Source organism: Chryseobacterium sp. MYb264, assembly GCF_035974275.1.
Lineage (GTDB): Bacteria > Bacteroidota > Bacteroidia > Flavobacteriales > Weeksellaceae > Chryseobacterium.
This window is the reverse complement of the sequence record NZ_CP142422.1, coordinates 3,785,842-3,798,590: the sequence shown is the minus strand read 5'-3', so window position 1 is coordinate 3,798,590 and position 12,749 is coordinate 3,785,842. Positions and strand designations below refer to the sequence as shown.

Genomic DNA, 12,749 nt, shown 5'->3' with positions numbered 1-12,749 from the left:
TCAGACTGCTTTCTATTTTTTCTTATGCTTTTAACCATTCCGATTTGGAAAGATAGTTTTGATCAGGATAATAAATAAAAAGGCAATTTCTTCCTTTTATTGTATTAATGATCGGTTGTGTAAGATCTCTCGGAACCGCCGGGCATCCCCAGCTTCTCCCGATTCTTTTATGCATCGCTGCAAACTCATCACTTACATAATCTGCGCCATGCATGACGATGGCTCTTTTGTACGCGGCATCGTTAAAACCTTTGTCCATTCCCAGCAATCTCAGAGAATATCCGTTGTCACCGTTATACGTAGCATCTGTGATATAAAATCCTAAACTACTTTGCAGTGAGCTGTTGGTATTCGAGAAGTTGGTGGCAAATTCTTCACCCGTGTTTTTCCCGTGGGCAACCAGTGAATTAAACAATACCTTTTTTTCCTCAGTGTCAATTACCCAAAGTCTTTTTGTATTCGAAGACATAGAAAAATCGCATACCGTAAGTAAATGCGAATCCTGATTAAGCAAACCAGCTTTCTTCAAATTCTCAAAACCAGTTAAGGCTTTGAAGAAAACTTCTTCGTTAAGTTCGTGTCCTGTTTCAAATGCAATAGATTTGTACAATTCTTCTGATGAAGATACCGCATTGGCAGTCTTCTCAGATTTCGTGTCGGCTACTCTTTCAATTTTTTTTGTACTGATTTCATTCCTTACAATCGCCGTTCTTGGAGACAGATAGAATGAAGTAGTTACTACGTAAACAATACCTAATAAGCTATAAAATCCTTTCATTCAATATTATGTTAAATCCAATTGAGTGGGGCAAATTTATAAAAACATAACTATCAGGGCATTATAACTCCACAAAGTTTAACTGAATTTAAGAAACTTTAACTTCCTGATTTTGTGATTTAAAACTCTATTATTTCTCAGAATCTCCTATAAATTCAAGGCTGATAGAATTCATACAATAGCGCAGTCCTGTAGGTTTCGGGCCATCATCAAACACATGTCCCAAGTGCGAATCGCATCTTTTGCAAAGCACCTCTACCCTTTCCATTCCGTACGCGGTATCTCTTTTATAATAAACTCCTTCTTTATCGGCTTCAAAAAAACTTGGCCATCCGCAGCTGCTTGAAAATTTTGAATCGGAACGAAATAAATGATTGCCACAAACTGCACAATAATACTCGCCCAATTCGTCAAAATCATTGTATTTTCCTGTAAAAGCTCTTTCTGTTGCCGCTTCTCTTGAGATTGCGTACAAGTCAGGAGCTAAGATTTTTTTCCATTCATCATTAGGAATATCGAGTTTCGTGGTATCTGTTCTGGAATAGTATGGATTGTTTTTTGCTTGGTTTTCCATAGAATTATTTTAAATATTTTTGATAATAAGATTGAAAATTAAACGAGAAGTTCACAACCAAATTTAGTAAATTTGAGAATATGAATGATGACGCAAAAAGAAAACAGTTAAGAAAATATAAAGCCTTTGCCACCGGATTATTCCTGTTGATGGCTGCTTTGTTTATTATAACAACCATTCTTCAGAAAACCAACGATTCTCATTGGGTGGGTTACGTTCGGGCTTTCTCCGAAGCTGCAATGGTAGGAGCTTTAGCCGATTGGTTTGCGGTTACCGCTTTGTTTCGCCACCCGCTTGGACTACCGATTCCGCACACCAATCTCATTGAAAACAGTAAACAAAAACTCGGCGATAATCTGGGAAGTTTTGTCGTTAGTAATTTTCTTTCGCCACAGAATATCAGACCTTATATTCAGAAGTTAAAAATTTCAGGTTTTGTAGGCGAATGGCTGGGAAAAGAGAAAAATCAGGAAGTTTTGATTAAAAATATTTCGGATATTGTTTTAGATATTTTAAATAAGCTTGACGATTCTGCTGTAAGCCAATTCATCAGTAAAAAAGTTTCTGAAATGACTGATGATATTAAACTGAATAAAATTGTCGGCAACGGAATTCATTATATTTTAGAAAAAAACGATCATCAGAGAATTATTACCAATCTTTCATCACAGATTAAAAATTATATTATTGAAAATGATGAAATGATCCAAAAACGCGTAAAAGAAGGAAGTTATTCTTTCATTCCATCTTTTGTGGACAATAAAATTGCAGATAAAATTGCAAGCGGACTTTCAGATTTTTTCAAAGAAATTGAAGAAGATCCTGGACATGAACTGAGACATTTGATCACACAAAAAATTTACGAATTTTCGGTTGATTTAAAAGAAGATCCAAAATGGGATGAAGAATTTAAGAATATTAAAAACGATCTTTTAAAAGGTGATAAATTGGATGAATATTCCAATGACATCTGGGTTTCCATCAAAAATACATTGAAAAAAGAATTACAGGAAGACCAATCTTCATTAAAAAATTATTTATCTAAAAACCTGAACGAATTTTCACAAAATCTAAAAACTGACGAAAATCTTCAGAATAAAATTGATCATTGGGTTCGTGTGACCGCTTATAAATATATCCTGAAAAATACGCATCAATTTGGGAACCTCATCAGTTCAACCGTCGGAAACTGGCAGGGAAAAGAATTGAGCGAAAAACTGGAACTGGAAGTCGGGAAAGATCTGCAATTTATTAGAGTAAACGGAACATTAGTCGGCGGATTGGTGGGATTAATTATTTATACAATTTCGCATTTTTTCCTTTAAAACAAATAAAAAGAGAGCTCTTTTGAACCCTCTGTATAATTTTTTCGAATATTTTTTATCTTGAAATCCTACTTGCTCTGGTTAAAAGCTCCTGATTAATATCATTAATCAATTGCGGACCTTCATAAATAAATCCGGTGTACAATTGAACTAAGGTTGCCCCCGCATCCAGTTTTTCCATCGCATCTTTTGCAGAATGAATTCCGCCTACTCCGATGATCGGGAATGCTCTGTTGCTTTTATCAGAAAGATACTTGATCATTTTTGTACTTCTCTCGCGAATCGGTTTTCCGCTTAAACCACCGTTTCCGATTTGCTCTAAAACCTCCGGTGAAGTTTTCAGACCTTCTCTATTCACCGATGTATTTGAAACTACAATTCCGTCGATTTTTGTTTCAGCGATCAGTTCAATAATTTCATCCAATTGTTGATTATTCAAATCCGGAGCAATTTTCAATAAAATCGGTTTTTGTACCGCTTTTGACTGGTTGATTTTTTTAACCTCTGTGATTAATTCGCGTAAATATTCCACATCTTCCAGTTTGGCGTGACTTCCAACGTTCGGACAGCTCACATTCAGCACAAAATAATCTACATAAGGATGAAGTCCTTCGAAACAATCCAGATAATCCTGAGTGTAATTTTCCGGCGTTGTATTCGTATTTTTTCCGATGTTTCCACCGATGATGATTTTCCCTCTGTTGCCTTTCAGTTTTTCAATCGCAGCTTCAAGACCTTCGTTGTTGAATCCCATTCTGTTGATGATTCCGCCGTCTTCGATTAATCGGAACAATCTCTTCTTAGGATTTCCGGCCTGCGCTTTCGGAGTTACGGTTCCTATTTCCACAAATCCGAAACCTAAATCTCCCAATTCATTAAAAAGTACGCCATTTTTATCGAAACCGGCAGCTAATCCTACAGGATTTTTAAATTTCAGACCAAAAACTTCTCTTTCCAGACGTTTGTCTACGATAGGTTTTGGCAAAAATAATTTGGTAAGAAAACCGAAATTCTTAAGCATAGAAAAAGTAAAATGATGAACTTCTTCAGGATCGAATTTGAAAAGAATCGGACGAATGAGCGATTTGTACATTGAAAAAAAGTTTTACAAAAATACTCATTTTAAAATTAACGGATTATTGATCTGTGATATTTAAACACAAATTGCACGAATTGTTTCACAAAAAGCACGAATATGCTTTATTTGAAGTTGATGGGATGAAGCAGATTTTAAAATATAAACCTCATAGGTTTTAAAAACCTATGAGGTTTGAAATGAGGTTTGAATCAGGATCTGTAATAATTTATTCTATCAATATTAAGAATACGCGCTCAGGTCAAAATTCAGAATATCCCCTACTCTTTTGAATTCATCATCTATTTTTGCATTCAATGAGATTTTTTCATTGGTAATTGGATGATTAAAACTCAACTGATGGGCGTGAAGCGTCATTTTGCTGATGCCAAAGGTTTCCAGCCACAATTTATTCTGTTTGTTACAGCCGTGTTTACGACATCCTAGAATGGGATGTAAAATATGTTTAAAATGCTTTCTCAGCTGATGAAATCTTCCCGTTTGAGGAATTGCTTCCACTAAACAATATCTCGAAGTCTGATGTTTTAAAAAGGGCAAATCTATTTCCGAAGTCTGTAAACGGCGATAATGGGTAACCGCATTCTGTGTGACTTCATTTTCATTCACCAAATCGTAATCGATGGTTTCCTCTTCCTGAGCCCAGCCGCGAAGAATGGCAATGTACTTCTTATCGACCTTTTTTTCTTCAAATTGAGTGCTCATCGCTCTTAAGGTATCTTTATCTAAAGTAAACAGCAAAACACCCGATGTTTTTCGATCCAAACGATGCACGGGATACACTTTTTGTCCGATCTGCTTCCTCAGCTCCTGAATCGCATAGGTATCTGCTTCTCCGGAATAAAAAGATTTATGAACCAATAATCCGCTGGGTTTGTTGATGGCAATAATGTGTTCGTCGCGATAAAGAATTTCTAACATTGGGCAAAAGTAGAGATTTTTAGATGATCTAGTAACCATTTTATTTTTGTACAGAAAAAATGATTACGTTTGTATTAACAAGCATTTATTATGAAATAACAATTATTTATTTTTATTGTCTTTTATAGCTTTTCATTATACGGACAAAATAATGAAAATGTTATAGTTCATCCTCCACCAGGACAAAAAGATATTAACAGTCAATATGAACAAGATAAAATTTATTCTAAAGTTGATAAGAAAATAATATTTAATGCTAAAAACTTATCAGACTCTTTCGATTATTCTATCATAGATCCAAAGCACAAACCCTCTGAAAATACTTTTGTCATCTCTTTCGTTTCAGAAGTTCATAAGAAGATATCAAATCTAAAAATAGAAACAGGCAAAAATCAAGATATAATCGTAGGATTAAAGAGCATGTTATTGCGCCAGAACTTTTATCTTGCTACCATAAATGGTATGTTTGTTCGAAGCTACTGTAAATTAAAATTTATTTTTGACTATGATAATAATTCAATGGAAATAATTCCTTTATAAGGTTTGTAGAGAAGTACTTCTTAATTAAACACAGACTACAGTAGTAGTCTGCTATCTTTATTTAGGCCATCTTCCTGCTTCGTATTCCTCTATATAATATGCAGAAGCCCTTGCTGTACCGAATTCAATTATTCGACCGGATTTAATTTCAACAATAAAAGGGGCATTCCCTACAATCTCAGTCTCGCTTTCTGGATTATCAAACTTCTTTTTACTATTATAAAAAAAGATATATCCATAGTTTTTATTTATTGTATACTCTTCTAGCAAAATCATTGGAACTTTAAATACTTTTTCAGAATCTAAAACATATTTTTTTGCTATTTTTAAGATTTCTTGTTCTGTTAACATAATTATTCTATTTTTAAATATTTAAAAAATATAAAACCATCATTAAGATCCGCTTCCTTACCTGCCTGGCCATCAGGATGATATAATTTCCCATCTTTCTTAAGCACATTAAATACATGCCCAGTTTCAGGATACTTTCTTTCCCCAAATATAATTCCCATTTCTCCTTCCTTCATTTTTAAATTTAACTGTGTTTTGATATCAATCCTTTGAAAATATGTAAATCTATTATATTTTTTGTTATAAAAATCGGATAAAACTTCAATCTTTTGATTACCTGAAGGAAGAGCTATCGAAATCTTTCCGGTCCTCAAATATTCATCAACTGCCACCACCATATTTACACAATGTGTATTTGATACTTCAACTAAAACTTCTTTACCATCAACAATTATTATTTTCTTATTAAGCAAAGGAAGAACCTCATAAAGGTGTTTGAATGCCTCTCCTGATTCCACCTTAGAAAGTCTTTCCAAATTATCCAAAAAAGCAACAATCTCATCATCTTTTGCACTCGCTTTTAATGCTCCTGCCAATTTTTTATTAATCTCATAAGCAGAACCTGCAGCTATTTTTTCTCCCTTATAAATAAAAACATATTCGTTCAAATCGTTTTTACTTCCAGCTGATTTACCCGAAAAGATAAGGACATCTTTGTCCAGAAGTCTCTGGATTGGAACCACTCTCAATAAATAATTCGAATCAAAAAAAGCTTCTTTTCCGGTAGATAATAATTTTATTGAGCTTTCCGTAAAATTAGTAATATTCCTTTCCAAAGCAACTTTAATTACTATTGATTTTAAATAGTTTTTCGCTTCTCCTTCCGCAATTTTCGTAAGAAGTTTTGCAGCACCTATATAAAAACCACCAACAATGTTTCCTGCTATTAATGCGCCGCCACCATACATATAAATTTCTTCCCAAGCATCCAAAAACTCTTTTCCGTCTTCGTATTTTATAATTTCATCTTTAAAAGCCTGTATTGTAAGATCTGCTCCTGCCAAAGAAATATCGGCAATGGCAAGCAAAAGAAAATAAGGGTTGCCCGCTGGTAAAGTTAGTACTCCGATAATTACAGCCACTATATCCGCAGCTATACGAATATTCTGTGATACAACTTCCCATTCTTGTGCATCCGCTAAGGCTTTTAAATAAATCGCTGGTACGAAATAAGAAACTTCTTTTTCTCCAGTTATATCTTTAATATACACCATATCTAAAGGATGAAACTGTGCTCCATCATCTATATTTGTAGTTATGGTTCTCTCGCCACTACCAGAAGTACCCATTGTCTGGCTGCTTTGAATATTATACGTTACTGTTTCTTCTTTCTGCTGTTGTAAAAAAAAGGTTTCTCTGTAATTATCTCCGTCCTGTTGAAAAATTCCACCCTCAAGAATGTTAGCGTTTATTTTGTATCCTTTTCCAATGGTAAAAGTTTTGGCTGTTTTCTTTTGTTTGCTATTCTTTGAGAACATCGAAAAAACAAGCATAATGTTGGCAAGAATCATCCGATTGCTTAAAATTTTTCCATTGTATTCACCACTTTTGTCTAGATTGTAATAAATTCTGTTCAGCTTTGCCGAGTTTTCTCTGAAATAGTTTAGAATAGGAGCAGGATGACCAAATGCCTTGAAAATTTGTATCATCGCCGCACTACTGTCTCTGAAAGTACTGGAATCATCATCTTTTGAAAGAGTTTCAAGATGATCGAAAAAGAGTTTATAATCCAGAAAATCTGAAAAGTTTTTTAAAATAGTCTCCGGAATATTCTCATAAATAAATTTTAATCCGTCTGCGTCTTTTTCATTCCTTAAAGCTGTTACAAAATTTTGTCGAAAATAGGTGTAATCCGCTTCATACTTATCGACATCTCCATAATTGAGCAATATATTCAAATCTCTGAAATCCTGATACCATGATGTTTCAAGAACGAAAGATGTTTCTGTACTTTTTGCATAATAGAAATGTAACCGATAATAAATCTTCTTACTCCGTAAATCTATTTTTTGAGTTATGCGGGAATCTTTCCATTTTACACTTACATTTCCAATCTTAGGATTTCTATATACTTTTAATTGAATAAACCCTTCACTTTTATTTTTAATACTTTTATTCTGAATATTAGCATTTAAATCTTTCGGATTATAAGTAAATTGATAATCATTCATTCCGCTATTTGCAGCTTTTATCTTAATGATTAACCTTTCTAAATCAATATATTCATCAGTTATCCAATCTGTAATTTCAGACATAGATTCCGAAATATTTGTAACCTTAGGCTCTACACTTTGTACTGATAAATTGCTTTGGGATAAATTTTCTGCTAATACTTTATTTTGAAATCCCGAAAGTATGTTCTGACTTTCCTTATCAAAGTCATCAAAGTCTTTAAAATATTTTTCGCTGTTCATTGATGTTTTTTTAATTAATTATTTGTTTTACTGATTCTCCGTAGAAATATCTTGGAAGGAACAAAATAATTTATCTTATCTCGTTTATATCTCTAGACAAATATGGCTGCTGATAACGACAAAAGGCGTCGTCTTATAATTTATTTCTACTTTTTCCGTAAAACCTCATCGGTTTTTGAAACCTATAAGTTTTGTCTAAAGGCATTTTTTGATATGGTAACCGAATTTTTGTTATAGCCCTGATGGGAACGGCATCCTTTTTTGTGGCGGACGGAACGCAGTGGAGACGACCACAAAAAAGATACAGTGGACAGCAGGTTCCCGGCTCCTAATCTGCACAATGATAAAAACTTCCCGCTTCCCGCTTCCCACTTCCCGCTTTTTCACTATTTTTGCACTTTAGACGATTAAAAAATTATGGCAAAGCAAGAAGATGTTTTCAAGAAAGTGATTTCTCATGCGAAAGAATATGGTTTTATTTTTCCTTCAAGTGAGATCTATGACGGTTTATCGGCTGTTTATGATTATGGACAAAACGGTGCTGAATTAAAAAATAATATCAAACAATATTGGTGGAAAGCGATGGTACAGCTTAACGAAAATATTGTCGGTATCGATTCGGCTATCCTTATGCACCCAACAACTTGGAAAGCTTCGGGCCACGTTGATGCATTCAACGATCCTTTGATTGATAATAAAGACTCTAAAAAACGTTTCAGAGCAGACGTTTTGGTGGAAGATTATTGTTTAAAAATCGAAGAAAAAGAGAACAAAGAAATCGAAAAAGCGGCGAAACGATTCGGTGAAGCTTTTGATAAAGAACAATTTGTGGCAACGAATCAAAAAATTATTGATTACAGAGCCAAAAGAGAAGCAATTCTTTCAAGACTAGCAAAATCTTTAGAAAATGAAGATCTTGCCGATGTAAAAGCTTTAATTGAAGAGCTGGAAATTGCTGATCCGGATACAGGTTCTAAAAACTGGACGGAAGTAAGACAGTTCAACTTAATGTTTGGAACAAAACTGGGGGCTTCTGCAGATTCTGCAATGGATCTTTATTTAAGACCGGAAACGGCTCAGGGTATTTTCGTGAACTTTCTGAACGTTCAGAAGACCTCTCGTCACAGACTTCCTTTCGGTATTGCTCAAATCGGAAAAGCTTTCAGAAATGAAATTGTTGCAAGACAGTTCATCTTCAGAATGCGTGAATTTGAACAAATGGAAATGCAGTTTTTCGTAGCTCCGGGAACAGAACTGGAGTTCTATGAACAATGGAAGCAAAAGCGTCTGAACTGGCATTTGGCTTTAGGTTTGGGTAATGATAATTACCGATTCCACGATCATGAAAAACTGGCTCATTATGCGAATGCTGCGGCCGATATCGAATTTAATTTCCCGTTTGGTTTCAAGGAACTGGAAGGTATTCACTCAAGAACAGATTTCGACTTAAAGGCTCACGAAGAGCATTCAGGGAGAAAACTTCAGTTTTTCGATCCTGAAAGAAACGAGAATTATGTTCCTTATGTGGTGGAAACTTCGGTTGGTTTAGACAGACTATTCCTTTCTATTTTCTCTCATTGTTTAAAAGACGAAACATTAGAAGATGGTTCAGAAAGAACGGTTTTATCTTTACCTCCGGCTTTAGCGCCAATTAAGGCAGCGATTCTTCCGTTGATGAAGAAAGACGGTTTAGCAGAATATGCGGAGAAAGTTTTCAACGACCTGAAATATGACTTCAACTTATTCTACGAGGAAAAAGATGCGATCGGGAAACGTTACAGAAGACAGGACGCCATCGGAACCCCTTACTGTATCACGATTGATCATGACTCTTTAACAGATCACACGGTGACGATAAGAGACCGAGACACAATGGTTCAGGAAAGAGTGCCGGTATCGGAATTGAGAAGAATTATCGACGAAAAGACAAGTTTCAGAAACTTACTTTCAAAAATATAGATGAAAAGCCTTGAGAAATCAGGGCTTTTTTTATACACTTTTTTTGAATAGATTTGTTTTACACTAATCATTCAAAATATGTGGTTAATAATTCTGCAAACGGTTCTTATTGTTTTAGTTGTGGCCATTATTCTTATGTATCTTTTTGGATACGGCTATCTTTTCAGTGGTATTTCCAAAACGTATCTACGGGGGAGATCCACCGCTTATATTGATGACGGAAAGCTTTTCAGCAGTAATATCATTAAAACTGCTTCGCCCAAAATCTGGGAAGAATCTCCGGAATATAACAAGACCAATTTACCTAAAAATATCGTTGACGACCTCGTCCAATCGCACACTGCCGCTTTTATTGTGGTGAAAAACGGTAAACTCATGCATGAACAATACTGGAACGGCTATCATCAACTTTCACATACCAACTCATTTTCCATGACGAAGGCCATTACAGTGATGCTTTTGGGAAAGGCGATTGAAGAAGGAAAAATCAACAGTATCGATGATCTGTTTTCAGATTATTTTGATGAATTTAAAACAAAAGGATTCGGAAGAAGTTTAACGTTAAAAAATTTAGCTCAAATGGAAGCCGGACTTAACTGGGATGAGGATTATAAAAACCCTTTTTTACCAACCGCGAGAGCCTATTACGGAAGAAGCCTCCGTAAAGCTTCTTTTTCGAGAAGATTTAAAGAAAATCCCGGTGAAAGATTTGAATATCAAAGTGGGGCAACTCAATTACTGGGTTTTGCCTTGAAGAAAGCTTTAAACCAGACCTTAGCAAGCTATCTTTCTGAAAAATTCTGGATCCCGTTGGGAATGGAGCAAAATGCAGAATGGAGCACCGATGAAGAAGGCATGGAAAAGACCTACTGCTGCATTCATTCCAACGCGCGGGATTTTGCCAGACTGGGACAACTATTTTTGGATGACGGTAAAGTGGATGGCGAACAAATTCTGAATCTTGATTTTATTAATCAAATGAAAACGCCAACAGAAAAATCTGAGGAAATTTACGGAATGGGTTTCTGGATCAATGAGGATAATCCTGTAAAACATTATTATTTTCTTGGGCTTCAAGGACAATACATTATCATGATACCTGAACATCAGATGCTGATTGTGAAAACCGGAAGCGATCATAACCTCTCCAAAAATGACAGAGGAAGACCGGACCAGGTGAAGTTTCTGGTGAATGAGGTGGTGAGTTTGTTTAAATAACCTGAATCGAAGATGGTGCTGGGCGCTGGAAGATGGAGGTTATATGAAGTGATAACAAGCAAAATCATTTCATTTTTCTTTGAATTTTTGTGATTATACAAAATAAAGAACTTAATGAGCTTCCAGCTTCATGCTTATCCCGAACTTAATTAGACAATATAAAATACTGTCTAATAGCCTTTTAAAAAATTTTATTAAATATTTATTTTTTTTCAGGCAACCATTTACATTTTTTTTCGTCTTATCTACAGAACACAACAGATGAAGAATTTATTAGAAGAGAATTTTGATCTCGCTAGGAAAAATGACGGTATGGGGCAAAAAGCTCTGTATGAGATGTTTTCTGATAAAATGTTGGCGATTGCAAATTCTTACACTAATAATATCTATGATGCAGAAGACCTCTTAGTTACTTCATTTTATACCTGTTTTAAAAAGATTAATGAATGTCGGGATCCAAAAAGTTTTCCATTCTGGTTAAGAAAAATCGTTGTTAATAATTGTGTCGATTTTATCCGGAAAAATAAAAACCTGATGTATTTAGACATTGATGTAAACAATATAAATATCGAAGATGAAGAAAATAGCTGGGAAGATAATGCCTATTCAATCAATTTAGAGGATATTTTTTCTAAAATGCCGGATGGTTATCGGTTAATTTTCAATCTTTCTGTTTTTGAAGAAAAAAAGCATCAGGAAATTGCTGCCATTTTAAATATTTCGGAAGGAACAAGCAAAAGCCAGCTGAGTAAGGCAAAAAAGTGGATAATAGATTATATAAAATCCGAAAAATAATGAAAACACAAAATAAAATAAAATCTGATTATGAAGAACTTAAAATAAAGCCTTCAGCAAATCTATGGGACAAAATAGATCAAAAATTCCATGAACCACCGGAAATCAATATCAAACCTGCTTTTCAATGGTGGAAATATTCGGCAGCAGCTGTTCTGGCAGTGATTTCAACAGGAGCTTTTTTCTATTTTAATCAAAATGAACCGACACTGAAGCAAAAAAGCATTTCGATTGTAAAATCAGCTGAAAAGCAGAATGACCATTCGTCAGCAATGACACAACATGATGCAAACATTCAAAATACAGCTCAGAATACAAAGGTAATACCTTCTGAAAAGTCCCGTCTGGTAGCGAATGAAAAGAAAAATCCCGGAAAATTAAATGCAGTGGAAAGAGAAGACTTTAATGCCTCTCTTGCAAAAACAGCAAGTAAAGATAGTCCTCTAAAAAATCCAACCTCAATTACGTCTACTTCTGATCATCATGAATTATATACTGCTGATGTGACACCGGCAGAGAATAAAATAGCGTTGAATAATGAAAAGTCAGAAATAAAAACAGGAACTCCAGAACAAAAGCCGACCAAATATATCCAGGCTCATGATCTTCTGGCAGGAAGAGAGCTGGATAAAGCGGCCAAAGAGATTAAAGACAAACAATTTGCAGTTGTAGATCTTGATAAAATTAAGAGTCCTAATTCATTAAAAATAATGGGAATAGAGATTTATTCCTCCTCAGAAAAATAAATTTTAAATTTTTAAAATCATAGAAAGTACTATTC

General features: G+C 34.6%; 11 protein-coding genes. 5 read left to right on the top strand and 6 right to left on the bottom strand.

Features of this window, described 5'->3' with window-relative positions; all coding sequences use genetic code 11:
* Positions 1-22: 22 nt before the first annotated feature.
* Positions 23-778, bottom strand: coding sequence for a murein L,D-transpeptidase catalytic domain family protein (locus VUJ46_RS16485; protein ID WP_267406712.1), 756 nt, complete (start codon positions 776-778; stop codon positions 23-25).
* A gap of 130 nt (positions 779-908) precedes the next feature.
* A complete protein-coding gene (msrB, locus tag VUJ46_RS16480; RefSeq protein ID WP_326981815.1) occupies positions 909-1,352 on the bottom strand; it encodes a peptide-methionine (R)-S-oxide reductase MsrB in 444 nt (147 codons plus the stop codon).
* 80 nt (positions 1,353-1,432) lie between these two features.
* On the opposite strand from msrB, the gene VUJ46_RS16475 reads away from it, so the two are divergent.
* Positions 1,433-2,677, top strand: coding sequence for a DUF445 domain-containing protein (locus tag VUJ46_RS16475; RefSeq protein ID WP_326981814.1), 1,245 nt, complete (start codon positions 1,433-1,435; stop codon positions 2,675-2,677).
* Between the two features lie 55 nt (positions 2,678-2,732).
* Here the strand turns inward: VUJ46_RS16475 and VUJ46_RS16470 are convergent, their stop codons facing one another.
* From VUJ46_RS16470 to VUJ46_RS16455, 4 genes are all read right to left on the bottom strand, one after another.
* A complete protein-coding gene (locus tag VUJ46_RS16470) occupies positions 2,733-3,770 on the bottom strand; it encodes a quinone-dependent dihydroorotate dehydrogenase (protein WP_326981813.1) in 1,038 nt (345 codons plus the stop codon).
* A 225-nt stretch (positions 3,771-3,995) separates the two neighbouring features.
* Positions 3,996-4,691 (bottom strand): pseudouridine synthase, encoded by a 696-nt coding sequence (locus VUJ46_RS16465; protein WP_326981812.1) that lies wholly within the window; start codon positions 4,689-4,691, stop codon positions 3,996-3,998.
* Positions 4,692-5,288: 597 nt separating this feature from the next.
* Positions 5,289-5,582 carry a hypothetical protein gene (locus VUJ46_RS16460; RefSeq protein ID WP_326981811.1) on the bottom strand — a complete coding sequence of 98 codons (294 nt, stop codon included), beginning with the start codon at positions 5,580-5,582 and terminating at the stop codon, positions 5,289-5,291.
* A 2-nt stretch (positions 5,583-5,584) separates the two neighbouring features.
* The gene (locus VUJ46_RS16455; protein WP_326981810.1) at positions 5,585-7,996 is read right to left on the bottom strand and encodes a hypothetical protein; all 2,412 of its coding nucleotides are present in this window, start codon (positions 7,994-7,996) and stop codon (positions 5,585-5,587) included.
* Positions 7,997-8,413: 417 nt separating this feature from the next.
* Between VUJ46_RS16455 and VUJ46_RS16450 the strand changes: the two genes are divergently transcribed.
* The 4 genes from VUJ46_RS16450 to VUJ46_RS16435 all read left to right on the top strand — a co-directional run bounded on the left by VUJ46_RS16450 (position 8,414) and on the right by VUJ46_RS16435 (position 12,714).
* Complete coding sequence (locus VUJ46_RS16450; RefSeq protein WP_326981809.1) at positions 8,414-9,955, top strand: glycine--tRNA ligase; 1,542 nt, start codon at positions 8,414-8,416, stop codon at positions 9,953-9,955.
* Between the two features lie 78 nt (positions 9,956-10,033).
* Entirely contained in the window at positions 10,034-11,173 is a 1,140-nt protein-coding gene (locus VUJ46_RS16445; RefSeq protein WP_326981808.1) for a serine hydrolase domain-containing protein, read from the top strand.
* A 261-nt stretch (positions 11,174-11,434) separates the two neighbouring features.
* Positions 11,435-11,968 carry an RNA polymerase sigma factor gene (locus VUJ46_RS16440; RefSeq protein WP_326981807.1) on the top strand — a complete coding sequence of 178 codons (534 nt, stop codon included), beginning with the start codon at positions 11,435-11,437 and terminating at the stop codon, positions 11,966-11,968.
* A complete protein-coding gene (locus VUJ46_RS16435; protein WP_326981806.1) occupies positions 11,968-12,714 on the top strand; it encodes a hypothetical protein in 747 nt (248 codons plus the stop codon). Before VUJ46_RS16440 ends, VUJ46_RS16435 begins: the two co-directional genes overlap by 1 nt.
* Positions 12,715-12,749: the final 35 nt, after the last annotated feature.

Excerpts from the sequence above, each read along its gene's own strand:
- VUJ46_RS16485 (WP_267406712.1), bottom strand. The coding sequence starts at position 778 with ATGAAAGGATTTTATAGCTTATTAGGTATTGTTTACGTAGTAACTACT.
- msrB (WP_326981815.1), bottom strand. The coding sequence starts at position 1,352 with ATGGAAAACCAAGCAAAAAACAATCCATACTATTCCAGAACAGATACC.
- VUJ46_RS16475 (WP_326981814.1), top strand. The coding sequence starts at position 1,433 with ATGAATGATGACGCAAAAAGAAAACAGTTAAGAAAATATAAAGCCTTT.
- VUJ46_RS16470 (WP_326981813.1), bottom strand. The coding sequence starts at position 3,770 with ATGTACAAATCGCTCATTCGTCCGATTCTTTTCAAATTCGATCCTGAA.
- VUJ46_RS16465 (WP_326981812.1), bottom strand. The coding sequence starts at position 4,691 with ATGTTAGAAATTCTTTATCGCGACGAACACATTATTGCCATCAACAAA.
- VUJ46_RS16460 (WP_326981811.1), bottom strand. The coding sequence starts at position 5,582 with ATGTTAACAGAACAAGAAATCTTAAAAATAGCAAAAAAATATGTTTTA.
- VUJ46_RS16455 (WP_326981810.1), bottom strand. The coding sequence starts at position 7,996 with ATGAACAGCGAAAAATATTTTAAAGACTTTGATGACTTTGATAAGGAA.
- VUJ46_RS16450 (WP_326981809.1), top strand. The coding sequence starts at position 8,414 with ATGGCAAAGCAAGAAGATGTTTTCAAGAAAGTGATTTCTCATGCGAAA.
- VUJ46_RS16445 (WP_326981808.1), top strand. The coding sequence starts at position 10,034 with ATGTGGTTAATAATTCTGCAAACGGTTCTTATTGTTTTAGTTGTGGCC.
- VUJ46_RS16440 (WP_326981807.1), top strand. The coding sequence starts at position 11,435 with ATGAAGAATTTATTAGAAGAGAATTTTGATCTCGCTAGGAAAAATGAC.
- VUJ46_RS16435 (WP_326981806.1), top strand. The coding sequence starts at position 11,968 with ATGAAAACACAAAATAAAATAAAATCTGATTATGAAGAACTTAAAATA.